The following is a 23,334-nucleotide window of genomic DNA, read 5'->3' on the forward strand; positions in this document are numbered from 1 at the left end:
ACGGCTATATACCCGGGACCGGCTCCGCCTATCATGTGGCGATCCACTACATCACGGATACTTCTCACAGAGTAATGCGGGCGTATCCTGGGTAACCTTCTCCGAGAAGTGGTACCAATACTCGTGGTCGAGCCGCGAGGCTGGGCGGCTCTCCCACTTTTCGACCCTTTCCCGATCCTTATGGCAATCGCCAGTTGAAGGCGGGCAATCGCCTGCACGCAATTCGAAGCGCTCCGCGCTGGTCCCATCCGGTGCGGCGCTTCGTTGATACGAATACCCCTTGGCGCGCTGGATTTCGAAGCCGCCAAAACCATCGGCAGCTTGAGCGATCGTCGCAGATAGGAACGCTGGGAGCAACGAAACTCCAACTGCGGCAAGTAGGACAATTCTTGGCAAAGCGCATTGAGACATGTGACCTCCATTTTGGCGGGGCTGGATGGTCTTTGATGTCCTCGACCATTCTAGCCGTCCTGACCCTGAACAAAAATCATGCAATTCATCGTTGAGGGAGAAAGCCGAGTGAAAGCAGTTCCAGGCACAAGATGCGTTTGCGTCGTGTCCGTCGTTAGCGGCGCGGCCAGCCACTTGGCTTAGCTCACCCTGCAAAGTTCCAACTGCTAAAGCGTGGTCTGATGATCGTCGGTTTTCCGCTACCTAGTGACGTTCTAAATTATGTCGACCAAGGGAAGCTGCTTCATTACCCGTATGGGGGAGGGTGCAGAAAAACAATTTCGTGATTTCGCGGCCAAGGTCTGCACTTCGATGGTGCCTCCATCTGCAACCCGAAAGTCAGGTCTATGGCTTAGTACACGGCACGGACACGAGACATTCGCCTTCGTCCATGGAGCAAGCCTGGCAACTGTTGGTACCCCTCAGTCCACTGTAATTATACTACCACACATTGGAGGAGTTGGCTTAGACAATAAATATTATATAGTTCTAAAGTTGCAGTTTCATCGAGGGTGTCCTGATGACACTAGGCGCTAGAACCGATGCGGCCTTGGACAATTGTTATCAAGCAATCGTATCACCAGACCTGTGGCCCGATGCACTTCAGCGGCTGGCCGCGTCGATCAATGTAGCCTGCTTGATGTTCTACGCCCGGAATCCCGATCCTAGCAGCCACGACCCGAGAAATCCGAACCGCAGCTTTGAGCTTCTGCCGGCATCGAGGGGATATCAAGCGCTGCTGGAGGAATACGTCGCCAATCAGTGGTATTTGAATCACTATCGAGCGGAGCGGGGCACCCGTCTGCTCGATAGTGGGCAGTCGATCGTCCTTGAGCACGATCTTGCTTCTGATGAAGAACGGAAACGGCTGTCTCACTACAACGATCTCTACCTCCGATTTGGATTTCCCGGTTTCGCAATGACTGGCCTCTCCGCCAATCAGCAACTGTGGGCTGTCACGATGCTCAGGAACGGCAATCAAGGGCACTTTCAACAGGACGACGTCCCGCTTCTGGCGACACTCAACCATCACTTCCGGAGAATGATCTTGTACGCGGAGTCATTGGCTGTCCGCGAGGGTGCCGCTGCCTTGCAAGCCTTCGATGCAAGCGGCACCGCGGCCTTCCTCCTGGGGTCGGATGGAAGCGTTCTGCGGCATAACCAGCGGGCACAGCGGCTGCTCGGCGATGGACTCCTGATCGTATCTCGCCACCTCCTGGCCGCGGACGTCAAAGGCAACAGGGAACTGGCCTCGCTGATCCATAAGGCGACCGCGCGGGTGCTGCCGTCAGCAGTAGAAGGCGGACTGTCGGCTGTCATCCCCAGAGGCGAGCGACGACCGCTGCTGGCAGAGGCTATGCCGACGACCGGCATGATCGTGGACGCCTTCGCGGCCACGAGTGCGATTGTTCTTGTTTTCGACATGGAGGAGCGCCCGAGGATGCCCGAAAAGCGCCTCTCGCTGCTTTTCGGGCTGACTCCGGCGGAGGCTCGCGTGGCCTCGATGCTCATTGCCGGCGACGACGTCCTGACGATAGCCGAGCGGACCAAGATTACGTCGGAAACCGCGCGCGCCCATGTGAAGGCAATCCTGTCCAAATCTCAAACACACAAGCAGAGCGAATTCGTCGCTTTAGCTTCGCGTTTGCTCCCTGGCGGACGGGGTGAACCCGCATAGGTGATTGTGGCTGCATCGAAGCTCGGTTGGTTTCGATGCAGCCACCGGGCCCCCTCACCACGCATTGTTGCCCAGATCGCGCTTGCCGCTCGTAACGTGGACGGAGGTCGGCCCGGTCTTGTTCCAGGTCTCGCAAACCTCCTTGCCAGCGTCTCGCCCGCCCTTCCAGGTGCGGCAAAACTTGTTGCCATTGATGTGCCACACACCCTGGATCGGGATCACGTCACCGCTCTCCAGCTTGATCGATCCATCGGCCGTTCCATCCTTCATCACAGAAAGATGGCCGCTGTAGCCATCTTTTGGGCCACCGAGCGTTAGCTCCTTACCATCGGCGAGAAGCTCGGTTAGTTCCTTCCCGGTCATTGCCGTCGCGGCGAGCCCGGGTCCTGCGATCACTACGAGAGCGAATGACAGTGCTAAAGGCCTATTCAAGTGCCCCTCCATTCTGTGCTTTGTTTCAGCCGGTCAGCAACGTCTACTTCATCGACGCCTTCACGGTCTCGATTCGCGATGAAACCTTGTCGCCCTTGGACATCTTTTTGATTTCGTTGTTATAGATGTCCCCGAGGTACTGGTCGTCATCTCCCGAGACGTTCTTCGTCCACAGTTGCTTTCCGGCGCGGAACCATGCCTTGCACGGAGCATACGTCTCGGCGGTTTCCCCCGCTGCGTTCTTCCAGTCAGCCTTGAAGCAGAATAGGTTGTCCTTAACCGTCCAAGTGCCGTCAGCCCAAGCGTGGCTGCCATTCTTCTTGTCCAGAACGCCAAGGAGTTTTCCATCGGCCATCCAGGTGTAATAGACGGTTCCGAAGTCCACGTTGTACTTGACCGTATTGCCAACGTAGACCTTGGTCGTTTCCTCTGCCGACAAGGGCTTCGCACTCTTAGGCAACTTGCCTTCGTTTTTCGCAAAAGCCGGAGACAGGGCCAAGCTAACGGCTACCGCTGCGATGATGTATTTCATCAGTTCCCTCCCGAAGTTTGCATCTGATGATATGCCAAGCTTACGTTCCGAACTGCTGACGGGCATCTCCCATATGGGGTAGGTGAGGGGATGGAATTTCTCGCAGCCATTTTCGTCGCTTGCTGAGCGCAAACCCGAAGGACGTGATCTCCGCCGTGGCATCTGGACCCTCGAGATGCGGAGACGCCTATCTTCGCGGCGGAAGTTTCCCGGCCCATGAGCGTCTTTAGGACCGGAGGCCTGCCGACGATGTCGCGGAGGCTGGCGTGACCGACCTCGCTACCGATGGCGACGAGACTGTCGAAGGCCGCGCGGTACTGCCGCCGCCGGTTCCAGCGGAAGACGAACTCCTGGAGGTAGATGTCGAGGTGACGACGGCGGACGCCATGGTAGACGCCCATCATCCAGCGCTTCATCAGCGAGAAGACGCGGTGTATGCGCTTGAACCAGAGAGGGGCGGCTTGCCCACGATCTTCGAGGCGTGCTTGCGGTCGGGAATTCCCTGGTAGGCCTGGTTGCCGTCGGTGAAGATCGATGTGTGGGGAGCGGTGTTGCGCAGGACGAAAGGATGCAGCGACTCCTTGCCGTTGCTGCGGATCGGCTCAAGCCGGATGCGGCCTGACCTGCCTTCGTCGCGCCATTCCACCGCGCCGATGACGTTGAGCTTCGCGATGGGGCTTCGTCCCTGACCGCCCCCGGCAGGCTCGTCCTTTGTCCGGAATGCTCGTCTCGTCGATCTCGACGATCTCGTCAAATCCACCCAGTTTCTCACGGTCGGGATTGACCATGGCGCGGCGCAGTTTGTGCAGGAGGAGCCACGCAGTTTTGTAGGAGCCGATGCAGAGCTTCGCCTGTAGCTGAAGCGCGGAGATGCCGTTCGAATGCGTCGTCACCAGGTGCGCCGCCAGGAACCATTGCCGGAGCGGCAGGTGCGTATTGTGCATGATCGTGCCTGCGATGACGGAGGTCTGCTTGCGGCAGGGGGTAAGTTCGCCGTGTTCGTCCGCCTTCTCGCCACCGCACTCCCAAACCCAAGGCTTAGCGCGCAGCTTCCAGCCCTTCCGCGATCCGCAATGCGGGCAGACGAACCCGTCGGGCCAGCGTTTCTTCGCGAGATACGCCGCGCAGGCGTGGTCGTCGGGAAATTGCAGTTGGAACTGCTCCAGCGAGCGAGGGCGGGCGATCATAGCGCCATCTGAAGACAACCTGGTGGGCCATGCGCCTCGATTAAACCAGGACGTGTGCATTGGCGAGTGGCGGCCGCCGGAACCCCAAGATATGGTTAAACCGGAGCTAAAGGGATAAGCCGTTAACACGATGACTTCCGTGACCAGTACGCGCGCGCAGCCCGGTCAGGAAGCGTTTGCATGCCACCGCCGAGCGGCAACGCGAGCGCGAACCCTATTTAGCAGGATTCGTATTCCAGATATCCCGATGCAGTCGCCATTCGCCGTCGTCGCCCTTCTTCCATACGACAATGTATTTTCCGATTTCTTCGCTGGTCTTGCCGTCCTTGCCGGGAATCTTGATAGAGTAGGTGCCCTCCTCATACGCGAGATTGCCACTCTCCTCGACCTGCGCCGCTTTCAGTGTCAAATCGGTCAATCCGGCATCAATCCAGCTCTGCCACATCTTCTGAATGCTCTCGCGGCCGGCGACTCGGTTCTCGTTGGGAGGAAAAGCTAGTGCGTCTTCGGTATAGTGTTGACCCAGTCCTTTCGCATCCTTAGCGGCAAACTTGCCGACGAAGTCGGCATTGTTCGCCTCTATGCTTGATTGGGCTGTCTGGGCACCGACAGGTTCACCAGCGCCGATAACGAGTGCGATGAAACAAAAAGACGCTAGAAAGTAGCGCATCGAAGTCCTCCCTTGGGCGATTCCGGCACTTGTTCTGGCCTATGGGCACAACTTTATACCGGCAGCCTCGTCAGAGCAAACAACGCTACGCGGAACGGCGAGGATGCCCGGGCCGCCAATCCCATGTGTATATTGTAGAAACCAACAACTCCGGCAAGAGCTAGGCCGACAAGGGCGATGAATCGGTTTACTTCGGCATCAGCGAGTGGCGCAAAGCGAACGCCGAAAGCGATGACGATACCGAGTGAGAGAATGGCCATGGAACGGTTCTCTCTCCTTCGTATGGTTTCTTCTACTGGCGACATAATGTCCCTCAACTTTTGAGGATTCACCATGTGTAAATGGTTGTGCCAACAAGTATCCTCAACGTGCTATTAACGACCGCTTCCGGCGCGCAATGCAGTCGTCCGTCGGCGTCGGCTGTCGGCGGATTGCGGAAGCTCGCGGCGCAACCTTGCACCCATCAAGTCTCAGCGATCCATCAATCGGCGTAGTATGGTAACTTCGCTTTCGGCAGTTGGGAGGACGCTTCGCCAGTCTGGCGCGCCGGTCCCCTCTCAATCAGATTGTAAACCAGATTGAGGATCGCCATTGCAACCATCACTGCTGGAACCCAGACCGGCCACAAGAACATGAACACTATTGGCAGATAGCTGAACCCGGCCCACCACAAAACCTTCATCATCCAGAACACCGTAATAACCGCTAGGACGAAAATTACTGCCCACTTTGCTGTGAATGAAACAATGGTCCTTGCAAGCGATAGAAACATCAATCCTCCGCCAGAATTGGCTGTCAGACTTTCGTCGGACCTTGGCACCTATGCCGCCAAAGATAACATAGTGAATTCCGCTGGCGAAGTGTCCGATAGCTCCGTCCGGACAGAGGCTTCGGGGCCAGCGTGATAGAGCCGTGACTATTATTGGCGCTTCTCTGCCATGACGGCGGTTGTCCAGACTTGAAGCACGCCATCATTCCGCAACCGCAGTTCGCCTATACCATCGGCAAGAACGCTTCCGACGTTGAAGTTGAAGGTTTCAGACGGATACGAACAGGTCGGCCTTCAACATGGTCCACTTCGAACGAGTTTGTCTTCTTGACCAGGTCACTTAGCTTCTTGAAGCCAAACGTTCGTGGATCGAAGTCAGACACCAGGTTGGCGAGCTGCGCTCCAACTGCGCCAAGCGGCACCCATCCATCCTCGGTCTCCATCTGCGCAATCACCTTTCTGATCATGGGCGTGGCGACGCTCGGCGGCTTTAGTGAAGGTGCAGCTTGTCCTGCCTCCGCGCCGCACGCTAGCTTCGCCAATTTTGGCTATCTCCTCAAACAGACCATCCACGATCTTCGCCGAGGCATTGTCAGCATCGATGAGAACCGCCAGGCGCGGCAACCGCAATTCAGGCATGCGGAGGCTCCGTAGCGATTTAGGGTACCGAAAGTACGCAATATTTCTTCTGAGAAGATATCCAAATCACGCGATAAATGCATCTTAAAAGAGAATTTTTTTGATAGCGCGCGTCAATTTTCATTGACAGCTGATAGTACGTGAAACTACCAAGTACGCGCCTTTATTTTGCAAGAAACACAACGGTGGATATTTAACGCGCATTCAAGCCTTGCGAGATTCACCTATCTGTTTGAACAGTTGAAACTCCCCTGGGACATTTTTCAATACGATGTGGACGTGAAGCACTCGCAGTAAATGTAGGACAGAGCGAAATTGAAAAATCCAGACAAAAGGCCGTTCATTTTAAAAGAGCTAAAAAAACCTAGAATATACATAACGTTACTCATTTATTTCTTGGGGATGCTTATCGTTTTTTCGTTCAATCCTCCCGAATGGCTCATAATTCTACTCGTCTGTGGCTTCGGTGTTCTCGGGCAGGCCCTGATAACCGACAAGATTTATACTTCCCGCTGGACGAGAAGCGAGGACGAAACTGACAGCAAATTAAACCGGTCAGAAGACATGGGGGATAACGACGATCATGGCCAATGATGAAGTGAATACAAACGAGCAAAATGGGAATGGAATCTCACTTTTCCAAGGGATTATCGACTTGGCGCGAGAAGCGATGCGCGATGATCCGCATGCTATTCCAAACTTCGGAACGTATCTTTCCCGATCCCTGACCGCTTTGGGCGTGTACAACGATTACGATCAGTATAGGCAGCAGGGTCTCTCTCCAGTTACTTCCGGTGTCGTTACGTCGCTGCAGTTTGGCGTGACGAAACTCACCGAAGGTGGAATAATGATCGGAGGAGCTGCTGTGGGGACTGCCGTGCCGCCGATGTCACCGGCCGTTCCTTATGGAGTTGTCATCGCAAATGGGGTCGCTAGCTACGCCATTGGCAACGTATTTCATGGCATTGTCGATCTCCGTCAAAATTTCTATGAACAGAAATGGACGTTTGATCGACTATCTGATGCAGGTGATCTTAATTCTTATCGGCGTACCGATTCGGATTTTGGAAGCGTTACGAGCGGATATACTGGAACTAATACTGGCCTCGACACGCCGCGTGAACTAAACGCAGGTTCGCTCCCTTCCACCCTCCCGACCTCAGTGGATACTTCCACGACGCCAACGGTCCAACTGTGGGACTTGCCGATTGCTACTCCCTACACGTTCGGTCCCACTCCGACCGTAACGCCCATTGTTCCTCCTCCTGCTCCCGTTCCAGTGATCCAGGACCCCCAAACCCGGTGGAACGAGTCCACCGGAGAAAGTTCATCCGGTCGGAGAGGTTCGATCAACGACGGCGGTCACGGCTCAGCATCAGGGGATTACTCGAGCGGTGGCAGTTATGGCTCTTCATCGAATGGGAACGGCGGACGCACGTCCAGCGGTGGCAAGTCGGGCGGGTTCCAGTCGACACCGTCGACCGGTCCAACTCCGACGTCCAGACCGAACACGTCTTATTCAGAACGCTCATTTCCGGGTAAAGAAAAAGATGATCACATTTCTCAGTCACGTTCGCAACCGGATCATCCCCATACTCGTACTCCGAACTACGGCGGTGCTTACTACCCAGTTCTCCTCGACATCTCCGGCAATGGCCTGAGCATCGACGATCTCTCGTCCTCGTCGAAGTTCCTCGATCTAGCCGGCGACGGCTACGCGACGCGCACTGCGTGGGCTGGCCAGGGCAACGGCGTCCTGGTCCTGGACGCTGACGGTGACGGCAAGATCAGCCGCTCCAATGAATTCGCGTTTACGGAATGGGATTCCACCGCCAAGACTGACTTCGAAGCACTGAAGCATGTCTTCGACACCAACGGTAACGGCAAGCTGGATGCCGGCGACGCGCGCTGGTCGGAGTTCCGGGTCGAGGTCAATGGTCAGTTGGTGACGCTTGACAGCCTCGGCATCACTTCGATCGACCTGACGCCAACCGGCAGCGGTCAAAGCTTTGCCGACGGCTCGGCAATCACCGGCACGACGACGTTCACGCGCTCTGATGGCACGACCGGGATTGCCGGCGACGCGATGCTGGCGGTCGACGGAAACAAATATATCATCCGCACGACGAGCGCCACACAGGCTAACGGTTCGGTCGCAAAGGACATTCTCGGTTACAATGCCGACGGCAGGCTTGCCTTCCACGAGGTCGTGACGACAAGTGCCGACGGCAACTTGGTTACCACGCAGTTCGACGACGACGGCAACGGCACCTTCGACCGCTCGCAGACAATCGCAACGTCGGTCGCCACCGACGGCGTCCGCAGCAAGGTGGTCTCCAACGTCAATGCCGACGGCTCGTTGGCCGACCGCACGACCACGGTGACCAGCGCCGACCTGAAGACCGTGACGACGAGCCTCGACCAGGACGGCGACGGCGTGATCGACGAGCGCCAGGTCTTCATCGCGCATGCCGACGGTTCCTCGACCACGACGACGCAGTCGCTGAGCCTCAATGGCACGGTGCTGCAGCAAGTGGTGATCGAAGCGACTGCCGATGGACTGACGAAGACCAGCACCGTCGACCTCAATGCTGACGGCAACGACGACCTTGTCGTTTCCGAGACGACTGTGGTGGCCGCCGACGGCACCCGCACGAAGACGGTCGACACGCGGGCAATCGACGGCACTCTGCTATCTCAGACGGTGACGACGTCGAGCGCCGACAACAAGACGATCACCATTGCCGACGACGAGGACGGCAACGGCACGGTCGACAGCCGTTCGGTGACGGTAACCACGGTCGCCGCCTCCGGCGACATCACCGCCGAGACAACCGTCAGCAATGGCGACGACTCGCTGCGGAGCAAGTCGATCACCGTGACCAGCGCCGACGGCCTGTCGAAGACAGTCTCCTCCGACGTGACCGGTGACGGTAACATCGACGTCGTCGACAGCGACATCACCGTCGTATCCGCCGATGGCACGCGGACCCAGACGGTGCAGCAGGTCAGCGGCAATGGCACGCTGCTTTCGAAGACGGTGACGACAACGAGCGCCGACTTGAAGACGATCAGCATCGCAACGGATGCCAATGGCGACCACGCCGACGACAGCCTCACCAGCATCACGATTGCCGCCGACGGCACGACGACGAAGACGGTGACCGCGCTCAATGCCGATGGCTCGCTGGTCAACAAGACCACGGCCATCACCTCGGCCGACGGCCTGTCGAAGACCACGACTGTTGATGCCGACGGCATTGGCAATGCCGATCGTATCGTTACCGACGTAATAACAGGCAATCCCGATGGCAGCCGCACCGAGACGGTGACGGTAAAGAGCTACAACGGCACGGTGCTTTCGACGACCGTGACGAAGACAACGGCCGACAGCCTGTCGCAGACGGTGCGGGCCGATTTGAACGGCGACGGCACCGTCGACCAGGTTGCCTCAGACACGATCACGCTTGGCGCGGACGGTTCGCGGACCGAGACGGTCAGCGTCAAAAGCACCAACGACACGCTGCAGCAGCAGACAACCACGGTTGTAAGCGCCGACCGACAGACGACCACGGTGACGACGGATGCCGATGGTGACGGCCATCTCGACAGCCGCCAGGTCAAGACGGTGTTCGCCGACGGCCGCAGCGAGACTGTTCGCACCGACTATGCCGTCAACGGCGCGGTGCTGTCGACACGGACGGATACGGTCAGTGCCGATGGCCTGACCAAGACCTCCAGCGTTGACATCAATGGCGGTGGCGACGATCGGGTGATCTCCGACCAGACCGTGCTTGGTACCGACGGCAGCCGCACCGAGACGATTTCGCTCACCACCGGCGATGGCAAGCTGCTCGACCGGAAGACGATCCTCACCTCGGGCAACGGCCTCTCGGTCACGACAAGCGAAGACGTCAACGGCGACGGCAATGTTGACCTGAAGACAACGGACGTTTCGACGCTGAACGCCGACGGGTCGGTAAACACGGCGGTGTCGCACTATCGCGGCACAACGCGCATCGATCGAACATCGACGACCACCAGCGCCAACGGCCTGTCCACGTCGACAGTCGTCTATGCCGATGGTGATGCCACGATCGACAGACGGGAAACATCGACGCGCACGCTCAATGCGGACGGCTCGACGCAGACCGTCGAGGTAACCCGCGCTGGCGACGGCACACTAATTTCGAAGGCGACGACGGCCATCAGTGCCGACGGAAAGTCAGCCACCAAGACGTTTGACCTTGACGGCAATTCTTCGACTGATGCGCAGGAGAAGATCGCCGTCAACGATGCCGGGGTAACCACGGATACAGTCGAGACCTACAAGGCGGACGGAACGCTGGAGAGCCGTTCGGTGACCACCACCTCCGCCAACGGCCTGTCCAGGACCTCAAAGTCCGATCTCAACGGCGACAACACCTTCGAAAAAGCCGTCATCGATGTCACCACGCTGGAAGCAAATGGCGGCCAGACGCGCGTGGTCTCCGAGTCCGTCGGCGGCGTGCAGACGGCAAAGACGACGCTGACGACAAGCGGCAACGGCCTGACGAAAACGGCGACCTGGGCCGATGGCTCCAACACCACGGTCCGTTCGATGGAAGATGTGACCGTGTTGAACGTTGACGGCGGCACCGCCGAGACGGTCTCCTACTTCAAGCCAGGCGGTGGGCTCGAAAGCCGGACGGTCACGACGGTCGTAGCCCATGGCCTGTCGACGACGGTGGAACTCGATCTTGACGGTGACGGCAACGTCGACCAACGCACCGTCACCAAGAAGCAAGACGACGGATGGGTCAAGCAGGTGATGAGCGATCTGACGACAGGCGGCATCGTCACCGACACGAAGACGGTCACCATCTCGGCCGATGGCTTGCACCGGACCGTCGACTACGACACCGACGGCAACAACGCGACGGACAAGCAAGTCACCGACGTCACCGTCCTCAATGCTGATGGTAGCCGGACCACGACAACCGAAGAGCTGACCGCGGGCGTCCTCAAGAGCCGGACGGTGGTCGACACCTCGGCCGACGGCCTGTCGGTCACGACCCACTGGGACACGACCGGTGTGAACTCCTTCGACAAGAGTGAGATCGATGTGACGGTGCTGAACGCCGACGGCTCGCGCAGCCGCACCGTCAGCATCTTCAACGGCACGCCCCTTGCCAGCCGTCATCTGATCGAGACTTCGGCCAACGGCCTTGTCATCATCGAGCAGTGGGACCTGACGGGCTCCGGCACCTATGGCCAGAGCGCCCGCGATGAGACCGTGCTCAATGCCGACGGCACGACGACCCGGACCGTCACAGCAACCAATGCGGACGGCACGCTGATCTCGAAGACGGTGGCGACGACGGATGCGAGCGGCAGGGTCGTCTCGTCGAGCGACGAGCGTCCCGGCTTCGGCAACCAGACGCGCAGCAACGCCCAAGAGGTTCTGGCCGACGGCACGATCCGCCAGACGGCGACGACGTCGGACAGCAGCAGCCATCTGCTCGACAAGACGGTGACGACCACGAGCGGCGACAAGCTGACGGTGACGGTCGAGCGCGACGCCAATGGCGACGGCATCATCGACCAGCGTCAGCAGAGCGTCACGGCGAACTCCGGTATCCTGACCTCGACCACCACCGACTTCAACGCTGACGGAACCACTGTTCGAGACCGCTCGGTGCGCACGGTGTCGGCCGACGGCCGCCACACCGAGATCACCTGGGACTATGACGGCAATGGCACGAACGAGCGCCAGCGCAAAGTAGACGACGTCGTCCATGCCGATGGCAGCCGCACGACGGTGATGACGGATACCGACCTTGCGACCGGCAAACTTGCCGCGAAGACGACGGTGCAGGTCTCGGCCGACGGCAAAACCGTCACGACCTCCAAGGACGTCAACGGCGACGGCACGGACGACCAGCTCGAGACTGTCACGATTGATGCGACCGGCGCGACGAAGTCTGTCGTCACGAACAACGCCACGGCCCGTAGCGCCTCCTACCTGACGGCCGGCGGCGTCTACTGGACGCAGGCGATCGCCGCGAAGTCGGAGACGACAACATCGATCGACGGCCGCAGCAAGACCATCCGCTACGACTACGACGGCGACGGTGTCTTCGAGGTGACGATGCAGTCGGTACGGCAGGTCGACGGCTCCATCGTCACCAGCGTGACCGAAACAGGCGCGACTGTCGCCACCGGCACGATTAGCACCAGCGCCGACGGTCTGATCACCAAACTGGTCAAGGACACCGGCAACAACGGCAGCACAGACCACACCGAGACATCCGTCACCCATGCCGATGGCTCGGTCACTTTGACCAAGGTCGACTTCAATGCCGGCACGCTGACGCAGTCGGTTGTCGACACAGTCAACACGCTCGGTTCGCTCACATTGCGCGTCACCTCGGACGGCCAGGGCCGCAAGACGAGCCAGGTCACCATTGCCACCGACGGCAGCTCGGAAACGACGGCCTTCGATGCGGCCAGCGGCCAGCCCCTCAGCATCACCCGCGCCAACAAGGCAGGCATTCTGACTTCCGCGACGCTCTACGATCCGCTGAACGCCCAGCCCTGGAGCAGGGTCGAGCAGCAATTCGACGCCACAGGCAAGAAGGTGTCGGAGGTCCAGTACAAGGATGACGGCACCCGCGCGGAGATCACCTTCACGGCAACAGGCGACCAACAGCAGATCAAGTTCTACAGCGCCACCAACATTCTGACCGGCACGACCGAGTTCGATACGGCCAATGCCAACACGTGGACGAAAGTTGAAAAGACCTACGACGCGAAAGGGCAGGTGACGGTGCAGGTCACCACCAACGACGACGCCACCAAGGTGCAGATCAACTACGATCGAGCCAATGCCCAGACCTGGTCGACCTACCAGCAGAACTTCGATGCAGGGGGGCACCCGACCTTCATCGATCAGGCCAACGACAACGGCACCCACAATACTGTCACCTATGACGTCGCCAACACCCAGACCTGGTCGCGGTACGAGCAGTACAAGGACAGTGCGGGACGGCTCGTTACCCAGACGAACTATTACGACAACGGCACCAAAAACATCTACAGCTACGATCCGACCAATGCGCAGACATGGTCGACCTACATCCAGAGTTACAATGCGGCTGGACAGCGGACTGCGGTCGATCAAACCAACGATAATGGCACGCGCTATCGGGCGGACTATGACCCGACCAATGCGCAGGTGTGGTCCAGCATTCAGCGTCAATGGGCGGCCAATGGAAAGCAGACCAGTGGCGTCCAGTACAACGATAACGGCACGCTGATCATGAGCGTCTATGATCTCAACGGTGTGCTGCGCAGCCGGATTACCGATCAGCACGGCACCGGGTTGTACGAGGAATTTAACGCCAACGGCGTTTTAATGAACAGCGGCGGTGGGGGTGGCAGCGGGTACGTGTTTGGCAGCGGCTTCACATTTACCACACAAGTGAATGCCGACGGTTCGATGCTGGCACAGGAAAGGGATTCGGCCGGGCACGTCGTCATGCAGCGCTCCTCGAGCAAAAGCGGCACGACACGCAACGTCAACATTACGTTCTGGGATTCTAACGGGAAGGTCGTATCACAGAGCTACAGTTCTTACGGGGGTGCGATACCCGTGCTTCTCGACCTGAACCACGACGGGCACATCGATCTCAGGCCGCTCGATACCGCCGCCCTTGCGGGCGGCCACGGTCCCACCTTCGCATGGGACCCGAACCTTTCCGAGACTGACACGGCCTGGGTCGGACCTCAGGACGGGTTCCTCGCAATCGATCTTGGCGGTGACGGGTTGATCGATCAAGCTAAGGAACTCAGCTTCGGCTCGTGGGCGACGGAGGAGCAGATTGCAGCAAACGGCGGAGATGTTTCCGACCTTGACGGCCTGCGGCTCGTCTTCGACAGCAACCACGACAACGTGCTCGATGCCAATGATGATCGTTGGAGCGAGTTCCGGGTCTGGCGCGACACCAACCAGAATGGCATCACGGACGCTGGCGAACTTCAGACCATGTCGGAAGCAGGCATCAAGCTCGTCAACCTACTGCACACGCCGGAAGGATCGCAGGCCTTCGCCGACGGCTCTTCCATCACCGGCACATCGAGCTACGAGACCGTGACAGGCGAGAAGCTTCTCGTCGCCGACGCCACGCTTGCCTATCGGGCGGCATGATGAATGCTGGCCTGAACGCCGGGGAACCCTGTGCCCCGGCCGCAACGGACATGGTGTGATCGCCACACATGTCCGTTGCCTTCGTTGACGAAGAGAACCACCGACGACTTTGTTCGTCAGCGGCGCGTACGTTGTGTAAGGATGGAATGGCTGTCCACTTTGGTGGCGACGTTCACGCCTCGCAGCAGATTGTACTGACCCCTCTATTCGGTGTCCAATAAGCGCAGAAAAATTCCCGGTTTGCGAGAAATTTTCTCAATATGCAAGCGACCATGTTGACAATGGATGTCCGGCTGAAATAGCAAAAGATGAGTATTTGCTAACTTTGGGCGAAGCGATCTCTCAGTAGAATGGAGAATTCAGCATTCCTGATCATTGCGCTAGCGCGGTAAATACGCCCACCGATTTTATAACGAGGGAATTTTTTCCTGAAGTGACAATGGATTCGGTAGGAAAGCATCTCTAACGAATGTTTCGTTTCGCCCAGCTTAGTGATTGTCCGCGGTCAAAAGCCTAAATGTCCTTGAGTGCTGTAAAATGCCGTTCGCAACATCTCTCTCTGTAGCTGGACCCCTTCCGCTCTTCCTTACTGCACTCTCTCTCTTTTCGTACGGGCGAGGGATCGTGAAAAGAGCCAACAATCGTTCGCTCATTCTGTTCACGACACTTTTGATAAGCTCATTCTTGGTGACGTCGTTCAAGTCGGAGAACGGCGGTCGAGAGTTTCTGTCATTGGTTACATGGCAGTTTGCGACCGCGGTCTTTGCCTATGGATTGCTGGTCATCGCGGAGTTCCGGAGTGGAGAAGACCTAACCGGTTTGAGCAACGAAAAACGCGCCGCAGGAGTACTGCCGTTTACGCTGCTTGTGGCCGCGCCAGCGGTGATCGTGGTGAATTGCTTTGTTCCATACATGGCCACGACATGCTCGGATGTTCGTTGCGCAGTCTTCGAGCGCATCTTTGGATCGCTTAGTGAAGGTTTCCAGCCCTTCTATATGCTGAATTTTTTCTTCGGCCTTTTGCTCATGCCAGGGGTTGTTCACATCGCACGCTTTCTTTCAAAAAGAATTAAAGGCTACCGTCTCCGCCGACGGGTTGAACCCCGTGCCCCGGCAGCAAGGGACGTGATGTGATCGCCACCCATGTCCGTTGCCTTGATTGATGCCGAAGAGAGCGACGACGCTGCTGCCCGGCCACCGCCCGACAGCGGCCTTGCCGCGCTTGCCGCCATTGCCGGCTATTTCCGGATCGCCGCGCGACCGGAGACGCTTGTCCGTGAGCTTGCCCTCGATCGGCCGTCGCAGGCCGACGACATCCTGCGGGCAGCGAAGATATCGGGCCTCAAGGCGAGGATCGTGCGGAGCGTCGGCAAGGACCGGCTGGCGGGACTTCCGGTTCCGGCGATCGCCTGCCTGCGCGACGGAAGCTTCGCGATCCTGGGGGCGGCGAATGCCGACGGTCTCTACCAACTGATCAACCCGATCGACTTTACCACGCGCTCAGTCACGCCAGACGAGATGCTTGCTAAGACATCGGCGACCTTCATCCTGGTGCAGCGGCGCTTTGCCGGTCCGGGTGCGGCACAGGGCAGCTTCGGCTTCCGCTGGTTCCTGCCGTCGATCTGGCGCTACCGCCGCGCCTTCGGCCATGTGCTGATGGCGTCGCTGATCGTGCAGATATTTGCCTTGATCACACCGCTGTTCTTCCAGGTGGTGGTCGACAAGGTGCTGGCGCATCGCAGCTACTCGACGCTGATCGTGCTGGTCGTCGGCCTGCTTGCCGTCGGTCTCTTCGACGTCATCCTGCAGTACATGCGCACCTATGCGCTCTCGCACACGACCAACCGTATCGACGTCGAACTCGGACGGCGGCTGTTCCGGCATCTGCTCAACCTGCCGCTCAACTACTTCGAGACGCGCCCGACCGGCCAGACGATCGCCCGCGTGCGGGAATTGGAGACGATCCGCAATTTCCTGACCGGACAGGGGCTGTTTTCCGGCCTCGACCTGATCTTCACCTTCGTCTTCATCGCCGTCTTGTTTTCCTATTCGACGCGGCTTGCCTGGATAGTCGTCGCCTCGGTTCCCTTCTATCTGGCGATCGGTTTCCTGATCCGGCCGCTGCTGAAGGACAAGATCGACGAGAAGTTCGAGCGCGGTGCCTACAGCCAGCAGTTCCTGGTCGAGACGGTCGTCGGCGTCCAGACGCTGAAGGCATCGGCCGTCGAGCCGGTCGTTGCCTCGCAATGGGAGGAACGGCTGGCCGCCTATGTGCAATCGTCGTTCTTCGCGACGATGCTCGCCGCCAAGGGCCAGAACGCCATCCAGTACGTCAACAAGATCACCTCGGCGGCCCTGCTGCTGTTCGGTGCGCAGGCGGTGATCGACGGCGAACTGACGGTCGGGGCGCTGGTCGCCTTCAACATGATCTCGGGTCAGGTCTCGCAGCCGATCCTCAGACTGTCGCAGCTCTGGCAGGACTTCCAGCAGGTACAGGTGTCGGTCGCCCGCCTTGCCGATATCCTCAATGCCCCGGCCGAACCGCGTCCCTCCGTTGCCGTCAGCCTGCCGCCGCCGAAGGGAGCGATCGGGTTCAAGCACGTCAACTTCCGCTACTCCCCGGATGGACCGGAGGTGCTGAAGGACATTTCCTTCGGCATCCGTCCCGGCGAGGTGATCGGCATCGTCGGCCCATCCGGATCGGGCAAGTCGACACTGACGAAGCTGGTGCAGCGCTTCTATGTGCCGGCGAGTGGTCAGGTGTTCGTCGACGGCCAGGATATCGCCCAGGTCGACCCGGCCTGGCTGCGCGCCAATATCGGCGTCGTGCTGCAGGAGAACATGCTGTTCAACCGGACGATCCACGACAATATCTGCCTGGTCAATCCAGCGATGTCGCGCGCCGCCGCCATGAAGATGGCGCGTCTGTCCGGTGCCGACGAGTTCATCGCCAAGCTGCCGCGTGGCTACGACACGCTGATCGAGGAGCGCGGGGCCAACCTTTCCGGCGGCCAGCGCCAGCGCCTGGCGATCGCCCGTGCCCTTGCCAACAATCCGCCGATCCTGATCCTCGACGAGGCGACCTCGGCCCTCGACTACGAGAGCGAGCGCATCATCATCGGCAACATGCGCGAGATCGTCAAAGGCCGCACCGTGATCATCATCGCCCACCGGCTGGCGACGGTACGCCACTGCGACCGGATCATCGGCATGAAGGATGGCCGGATTGTCGAGGAAGGCACGCACGAGACGCTGCTTGCCAGACCGAACGGTCTCTATGCGCATCTCTGGGACCTGCAGACGGGGTTCAACAAGACATGAACGTCGCCGTTCGCCCCAGCACCCCGAAACGCCGGCCGCCGAAGCGGTCGCGTGCCGACAATGCATTCCTGCCGGCTGCCCTGGAGATTCTGGAGACACCGGCCTCGCCGATCCGCATGGCGTTCCTGTGGTTCATCTCGGTGGTGGTAATCAGCGCGCTGGTCTGGAGCTACTTCGGCACATTCGACATTGTCGCGACGGCGCAAGGCAAGATTCAGCCGACCGGACGGGTCAAGGTGATCCAGTCGATCGAGACCGGCAAGACCACCTCTGTGCCGGTCGTCAACGGTACACGCGTGAAGGCCGGCGACCTCTTGGTTCATCTCGACGAGACCGAGCTGAAGTCCGACGAGGACGGCATTGTCAGTGAACTGGAAGCGCTGAAGGCCGAGATTCTCAGGCGCAAGGCGGTCGTCGAGACCGCGCATCAATGGCAGGCCGACGACATCTGGCTGACCAAGGGCGCGACGATCGGGGAAAGCCTGGACCTGCCCGCCACGCTCTCCGCCGACCTGCGGGAGCGCGAGGCGGCGATCTACCGTGCCGATCTCTCGCAGCTCGAGGCAGCGCTTGCCAATATTGCCGCGCAGCGGGCGCAGAGCCAAGCGACGATCGCCCGCCTGGAGCAGACGATCAAGGCGCAAAGCACCCTGGTCGCGACCCTCACCGAACGCGTCGGAATCCACAATGCGCTGATCGATCAATCGGCCGGCACGCGCGCCTCCTTGATCGATGCGATGGAGACGCAGCAGAAGGAAATGGCGGTTCTCACCGAAGAAACCGGACAACTGACCGAGGCCCACGCCTCGTTGGCGGTGGCCGCAAGCGACGGCGAGAAGACCCTGGCAACGTTCATCGCCGACAACATCAGCCGCCAGGGCGAAGCGGCGCGCCGCGCCGACACCCTCGAACAGCAACTGATCAAGGCTGAGAAGCGGCGTCAGTCGATGACCATCACCAGTCCGATCGACGGCACGGTGCAGGCGTCGGCAATCACCACCGTCGGACAGGTGGTCACATCGGGGGCGGAGCTGATGCGGATCGTTCCCGGCGACGGGACGCTGGAGGTCGAGGCCTATCTGCCGAACCGCGACATCGGCTTCGTTGCCGTCGACCAGCCTGTCGTCGTCAAGATCGAAGCCTTCCCGTTCACGCGCTATGGCACGCTCAACGGCCGCGTCACCGCCGTTGCCCGCGACGCCATTCCCGAGCCGGATGCCGGCCAGCTCGAGGGCGATCCCGCCAAGGCGCTGCAGAGCATCGTTCCCATCGCCAATGCCCAGCGGGTGCAGAACCTCGTCTTTCCGGTGACCGTGAAGCTCGATGCCCACGACATCGACGTCGAGGGACAGCGGCAACCGCTGTCGCCAGGCATGTCCGTCACCGTCGAGATCAAGACCGGCAAGCGCCGCATCCTCGAATACCTGTTCTCGCCGCTTGCGGAGATTGCATCGGGCTCGATGAAGGAACGATGAGCGGAGGAGGACTATCGATGAGGCTCAACAATCACCCCAGGAAATTTCTACGATCAATGGCGAGTGGATTCGCTTTTCCCGTCATACCGTATTGTTAAGGGCAGAGGGTAACGTGGACATCATCAAGCAGACGCATCAGAAAACTTTGCAGCCCCGGCTCTTTTGGAGGCGAGCATTTGCATACCTGATCGACATGGCAATTTTTGAAGCGTTGCTTGCAGTGGTCGCGCTCATCGTTCCTTTGAATTTCGGGATGCCGCTCTTTGAGAGTACGCAGTGCGGAGAAGTCACCTCCGGCCCTTTGGTGGAAAAGGTCGAGCATGAATGGCCCTTGAAACAGGGAGAGAAACGAGAGAACCAACTCTGCCGCGTCACCCAATTTCTAGGCAAAGAGCGTGTCTTCTTTCGCACGACGGTCATCACCGGAAAGCCTGACGGTGGGACATTTTCTTCGCGCTCTGTGTCGGCGGCGCTGGATCAAAATGGTGATCCGATCGATCCGGTCTCGGACCACGCAGGCACGCTGGCCGGCTTGTTAATTGTTTCGGTTGCCTTCGCCTACCTCGGTGCGAATGGTCGACGGACGCTGGGCAAGAAGCTTCTGTCGATACGAGTGGTCACCGTCGACGGTGCGTCGCCACTTTGGAGCAAGACCCTGAAAAGGGAGTTCTTGAAATTCTCGCCATTGATCGCCTTTGTGGGGATCGATCTGATTGGTACGGCAACAGCATCTGACCGGAGCTTTGAGACCATGATCCACACAATGCGCGATGGCACTGCTGCGACCAGCGCGCCGGTATTGACCGCTGTCGGCTTTCTCATCGCGGCGCTACTATGGTGGGTCCTGCCACTCATCAGGTGGAAAGGCCAGATGTTCTACGACCGGTTCAGCGGCTGCGAAGTCCGCAGGACGTGAGACGGATTTTAGACCGCAAACAGCTAGGGGATGGCTTCGGCTGTCGAAAGGAAGGTAGAGTGTGGCCATCGTTGAATCTCCGAAGGAAAAGCTTCCGCTATACGACTATATTGGCAATCCCATCGCCATCTTCGACGGCAGCGATGGTTTGCTTTGCTACAGCAATGCCGGCCCTACGAGAGGACAGATCACTGTCGTCCGCTTTGCGGAGGTGATAAGTCTAAAGGTCCTTCCGGTGAATTCCGAATACCTTAGCCAATACAAATATCCCCTCAAGCATTTTGCCTTTAACGAGATATTTGGTGCCGATGAGACCAAACCGTGGGAGGACGTCGAGGCACGGCTTTGGGCCATGTCCTTCAATGACCTTGTTGTTGAAGTAATGTTCATGGGTGCGGTGACTGTCGACAATGCGGAGACGGCAAATAGGACAGTCGATGCTTTAGTTCGTGCCGTGCGATGACACGTACCGCCCGCAAATCGTGTGATGCACCGCCGGCTCCAACTGCTATTTGGGGTGGCCGGATCGTCATGTCACTTGTCCGACGGGCTCTCTGGTCATGCGTCCCCGAGCATGCCCTTCAAGATGGGATAACGCCGCCATCAGTTGAAGGGCAGGGACGGACGGCCCCTTCCGGCCCGATTGCCTTCATGGCATGAAAGAGCCAATTGCCGCCGTTGCGTCGACTGACCTACGGTCTGCACCAACGGCATGGGGACGGACTAATGATGACCGAGGCGGACACCATCGGCAGCAATCCACGGCAACTGCACGCTAAGGCCTGGGCAGAAGAATACGAGCTTATTGACCGCCAGCTTTCTCCTCTTGGCCTACGAGCCATGGAGGAATTGCATGTGGGGTCTGGGGAAACCGTGATCGACATCGGTTGCGGGACCGGGCAAACGATCTTGCAGTTGGCGGACCGTGTCGGTCCGCAAGGATTGATCTATGGCGTAGATATTTCGGAACCGCTTCTCCGGGTCGCAGGTCAGCGTACGAGCCAACTTGAATGCGTAGAGTTGATTGAAGCGGATGCTGAGCTGCTGGACTTGCCGTCCGGCAGCGTGGATGCGGTTTTCTCACGTTTTGGCGTGATGTCGTTCGGTGATCCTGTTGCAGCGTTCTCCAATTTCCTCCAACGGGCAGGCTTGCATTCTGCTGTTGGCGGCCCTTTCGAGACAATGAACTGGACAGATTCCCATTGCATTCAGCGGGATTTCAATCGCCAGCCGACGAAACCCCCTTTAGCTTTTCAGACGCCGAATATGTCCGCACCGTTCTTATGTCCGCCGGGTTCAAAGATATCGTAATCGCGCCTTACGACGAAGCGGTTACGAGTGGCGACGTTGACGCGATGACGCGCGTGCTGCTGAGCGTCGGCCCGCTTGGCAAAATCGCTCGCGAAAACCCTTCGATCAATTCGGTGGTCGAACCCAAATTGCGAGAGGCACTGACGAGCCTTGGCGATCCGTCCAGGGTGGAATTGGTCGCCTCGGTCTGGATCGTAACAGCCAGGGCATGAAACCCAGTTGGGACGATCAGCGGGGCCGACACTCATTGGTCATCGAGCATGAGCGCCATGCATATCGTGTCGACGAAGCGGCCGTCGATGCGAACACTCCGTTTCAGGACGCCCTCGATTACAAAGCCAGTGCGCTTCATGGTGCAGACTATTGAGTTCTATCAACCATCTCACGGCTCGAGCCACGCCGAATTCCCGCATACCAAGCCACGAGCGGCGGGCCGGAGATGAGGCGGCTCACGAAACTGCGGTAAATACCGTACTTGAAATAGACCGGGACATCCCGGTCCACGTTCGGGCCATCTAGGGTAACCTTCTGCGCACCGTTCACCCAGACCTTTATAAAGCCCGCGGGTGTCCTGGACCAGTTGACGTTGACCGTGACACTCGTCCACCGCCCCTTCATCTTGTCCGCGGAGATGAGGCCGATCTGTTCAAGGGGAGGAAGCGGGCGCATTGGGTCCGCTTGGCGCACCGAAGGATTCGATAGTTCGAATAGGTATTGTCCATTTATTATCTGAAAAAGGACGGGCGGCTTGCCGTTCCCAAACTGGTGGAACTGCCCAAGCTTCGTATTTTGCTCACCAATCGCAGGCCAGTCCTTGGGAATGAAAACCGAGAAGTGGTACCAATACTCGTGGTCGAGCCGCGAGGCTGGTCGGCTCTCCCACTTTTCGACCCTTTCCCGATCCTTATGGCAATCGCCAGTCGAAGGCGGGCAATCGCCTGCACGCAATTCGAAGCGCTCCGCTCTCGTTCCATCCGGTGCGGCGCTTCGTTGATAGGAATACCCCTTGGCGCGCTGTATTTCGAAGCCGCCAAAACCATCGGCAGCTTGAGCGACCGTCATAGACAGGAATATGGGGATAAACGACACGCCGACAGCGGCGGCTACGACGTTTCTCCACAAAGTGGTTCCGTACATGTAAGCCTCCTTTTGCGCGGCGAGCCGGGATGGCCAATGATTGGACCCTCCATCCCGGCTGTGCGCATCCCCTCGAAGAAAGGCCATGGTATCGCGGTTGCGAAAGATGGCATCTATCAAATGATAGAGGCGTCAACGCTGGTGCCAAGGCTATCGTTTAGACGGCGACGTCGAGGCTCCTCATCGGCGATTGATTGACAGTAGGAAAGGGCAGGTACGTGATCCGTTCGGCCGTACCTACCCTTAATCAACTCTCGCTCAGGAAAACTGAAAACCGAAAGGGCCGCCTTGTGAGAATCTGATGACTGACGAGGCGTCAGCTCAGGACGACGGGCGGCGACGGCCTCGGGCCGGATCGCGCGCCGTGACGATGGGCTGCCGCGATGTCGCGACAGCCAACCTGCAGTCCGTCTGGCGCATGGATTGTCTGGCAGCCATTTGCTCGACGTTTCGAGGGACCGTGCTCGCTTCAGAGCGGACTGAAGGGTTGGAAGGTCAGCCATCATCGTGCTGCTACGACCACGACACCAGCGCCGACCATGACCCCTCCGGCCGTCTGGTTCACGCGGCGTACTATGTTTGGCGTCCTGAGTAGCCTGCGAGCACGGCCGGCGAGAATGACGTGCCCG

Annotated in this window: 17 protein-coding genes and 3 pseudogenes; 10 read left to right on the forward strand and 10 right to left on the reverse strand. The window is 58.9% G+C overall.

Translation table 11 applies throughout. The annotated features are described in order from the left end of the window. Positions 1-51: 51 nt before the first annotated feature. Positions 52-357 (reverse strand): hypothetical protein, encoded by a 306-nt coding sequence (locus ATY79_RS19720; protein ID WP_141105739.1) that lies wholly within the window; start codon positions 355-357, stop codon positions 52-54. A 613-nt stretch (positions 358-970) separates the two neighbouring features. Between ATY79_RS19720 and ATY79_RS30590 the strand changes: the two genes are divergently transcribed. Continuing rightward, positions 971-2,128 carry a response regulator transcription factor gene (locus ATY79_RS30590; protein WP_141105740.1) on the forward strand — a complete coding sequence of 386 codons (1,158 nt, stop codon included), beginning with the start codon at positions 971-973 and terminating at the stop codon, positions 2,126-2,128. Positions 2,129-2,182: 54 nt separating this feature from the next. Here ATY79_RS30590 and ATY79_RS19735 read toward each other — a convergent pair whose 3' ends face one another. The 7 genes and pseudogenes from ATY79_RS19735 to ATY79_RS19765 form a co-directional block, all read right to left on the reverse strand. After that, a complete protein-coding gene (locus ATY79_RS19735) occupies positions 2,183-2,560 on the reverse strand; it encodes a hypothetical protein (RefSeq protein WP_088704663.1) in 378 nt (125 codons plus the stop codon). Positions 2,561-2,603: 43 nt separating this feature from the next. Further along, entirely contained in the window at positions 2,604-3,092 is a 489-nt protein-coding gene (locus ATY79_RS19740) for a DUF995 domain-containing protein (RefSeq protein ID WP_088704664.1), read from the reverse strand. A gap of 215 nt (positions 3,093-3,307) precedes the next feature. Continuing rightward, a pseudogene (locus ATY79_RS19745) lies at positions 3,308-4,310 on the reverse strand (IS1595 family transposase); the annotation flags it as partial. A 183-nt stretch (positions 4,311-4,493) separates the two neighbouring features. Beyond that, positions 4,494-4,949 carry a DUF4440 domain-containing protein gene (locus ATY79_RS19750; protein WP_088704665.1) on the reverse strand — a complete coding sequence of 152 codons (456 nt, stop codon included), beginning with the start codon at positions 4,947-4,949 and terminating at the stop codon, positions 4,494-4,496. A gap of 53 nt (positions 4,950-5,002) precedes the next feature. Beyond that, on the reverse strand, positions 5,003-5,209 hold the full coding sequence (locus ATY79_RS19755; RefSeq protein WP_088704666.1) for a hypothetical protein: 207 nt from the start codon (positions 5,207-5,209) through the stop codon (positions 5,003-5,005). Between the two features lie 221 nt (positions 5,210-5,430). Next, positions 5,431-5,721, reverse strand: a complete 291-nt coding sequence (locus ATY79_RS19760; protein WP_088704667.1) for a hypothetical protein — start codon at positions 5,719-5,721, stop codon at positions 5,431-5,433. 221 nt (positions 5,722-5,942) lie between these two features. After that, positions 5,943-6,357 (reverse strand): annotated as a pseudogene (locus ATY79_RS19765) (NYN domain-containing protein). A 315-nt stretch (positions 6,358-6,672) separates the two neighbouring features. Here ATY79_RS19765 and ATY79_RS19770 point away from each other — a divergent pair. From ATY79_RS19770 to ATY79_RS31605, 9 genes are all read left to right on the forward strand, one after another. Beyond that, positions 6,673-6,951, forward strand: coding sequence for a hypothetical protein (locus tag ATY79_RS19770; RefSeq protein WP_088704668.1), 279 nt, complete (start codon positions 6,673-6,675; stop codon positions 6,949-6,951). A 568-nt stretch (positions 6,952-7,519) separates the two neighbouring features. Then, positions 7,520-14,545, forward strand: coding sequence for an adhesin (locus ATY79_RS19780; protein ID WP_245312402.1), 7,026 nt, complete (start codon positions 7,520-7,522; stop codon positions 14,543-14,545). Positions 14,546-15,169: 624 nt separating this feature from the next. Further along, the gene (locus tag ATY79_RS19785; protein ID WP_088704670.1) at positions 15,170-15,679 is read left to right on the forward strand and encodes a hypothetical protein; all 510 of its coding nucleotides are present in this window, start codon (positions 15,170-15,172) and stop codon (positions 15,677-15,679) included. Positions 15,680-15,688: 9 nt separating this feature from the next. After that, complete coding sequence (locus ATY79_RS19790) at positions 15,689-17,866, forward strand: type I secretion system permease/ATPase (RefSeq protein WP_088704671.1); 2,178 nt, start codon at positions 15,689-15,691, stop codon at positions 17,864-17,866. Next, on the forward strand, positions 17,863-19,341 hold the full coding sequence (locus ATY79_RS19795) for an HlyD family type I secretion periplasmic adaptor subunit (protein WP_088704672.1): 1,479 nt from the start codon (positions 17,863-17,865) through the stop codon (positions 19,339-19,341). Before ATY79_RS19790 ends, ATY79_RS19795 begins: the two co-directional genes overlap by 4 nt. A 112-nt stretch (positions 19,342-19,453) precedes the next feature. Continuing rightward, positions 19,454-20,257, forward strand: a complete 804-nt coding sequence (locus ATY79_RS19800) for an RDD family protein (RefSeq protein ID WP_088704673.1) — start codon at positions 19,454-19,456, stop codon at positions 20,255-20,257. A 61-nt stretch (positions 20,258-20,318) separates the two neighbouring features. Continuing rightward, positions 20,319-20,720 (forward strand): hypothetical protein, encoded by a 402-nt coding sequence (locus tag ATY79_RS19805; RefSeq protein ID WP_088704674.1) that lies wholly within the window; start codon positions 20,319-20,321, stop codon positions 20,718-20,720. 263 nt (positions 20,721-20,983) lie between these two features. Beyond that, positions 20,984-21,568, forward strand: coding sequence for a methyltransferase domain-containing protein (locus ATY79_RS19810; RefSeq protein WP_245312403.1), 585 nt, complete (start codon positions 20,984-20,986; stop codon positions 21,566-21,568). Between the two features lie 44 nt (positions 21,569-21,612). Continuing rightward, a complete protein-coding gene (locus tag ATY79_RS31605; RefSeq protein ID WP_245312404.1) occupies positions 21,613-21,780 on the forward strand; it encodes a hypothetical protein in 168 nt (55 codons plus the stop codon). Positions 21,781-21,928: 148 nt separating this feature from the next. On the opposite strand, the gene ATY79_RS19815 is transcribed toward ATY79_RS31605, so the two are convergent. After that, positions 21,929-22,705 (reverse strand): polysaccharide lyase, encoded by a 777-nt coding sequence (locus tag ATY79_RS19815; protein WP_189638046.1) that lies wholly within the window; start codon positions 22,703-22,705, stop codon positions 21,929-21,931. A gap of 502 nt (positions 22,706-23,207) precedes the next feature. Further along, positions 23,208-23,334 (reverse strand): annotated as a pseudogene (locus ATY79_RS31990) (LysE family translocator); the annotation flags it as partial.

The organism is Rhizobium sp. R693 (assembly GCF_002211315.1).
GTDB lineage: Bacteria > Pseudomonadota > Alphaproteobacteria > Rhizobiales > Rhizobiaceae > Rhizobium.

Bases quoted from the DNA above. Each gene is read 5' to 3' on its own strand.
- ATY79_RS30590 (WP_141105740.1), top strand. From the start codon at position 971: ATGACACTAGGCGCTAGAACCGATGCGGCCTTGGACAATTGTTATCAA.
- ATY79_RS19740 (WP_088704664.1), bottom strand. From the start codon at position 3,092: ATGAAATACATCATCGCAGCGGTAGCCGTTAGCTTGGCCCTGTCTCCG.
- ATY79_RS19750 (WP_088704665.1), bottom strand. From the start codon at position 4,949: ATGCGCTACTTTCTAGCGTCTTTTTGTTTCATCGCACTCGTTATCGGC.
- ATY79_RS19755 (WP_088704666.1), bottom strand. From the start codon at position 5,209: ATGGCCATTCTCTCACTCGGTATCGTCATCGCTTTCGGCGTTCGCTTT.
- ATY79_RS19760 (WP_088704667.1), bottom strand. From the start codon at position 5,721: ATGTTTCTATCGCTTGCAAGGACCATTGTTTCATTCACAGCAAAGTGG.
- ATY79_RS19790 (WP_088704671.1), top strand. From the start codon at position 15,689: ATGTCCGTTGCCTTGATTGATGCCGAAGAGAGCGACGACGCTGCTGCC.
- ATY79_RS19795 (WP_088704672.1), top strand. From the start codon at position 17,863: ATGAACGTCGCCGTTCGCCCCAGCACCCCGAAACGCCGGCCGCCGAAG.
- ATY79_RS19810 (WP_245312403.1), top strand. From the start codon at position 20,984: ATGATGACCGAGGCGGACACCATCGGCAGCAATCCACGGCAACTGCAC.
- ATY79_RS31605 (WP_245312404.1), top strand. From the start codon at position 21,613: ATGACGCGCGTGCTGCTGAGCGTCGGCCCGCTTGGCAAAATCGCTCGC.
- ATY79_RS19815 (WP_189638046.1), bottom strand. From the start codon at position 22,705: ATGTACGGAACCACTTTGTGGAGAAACGTCGTAGCCGCCGCTGTCGGC.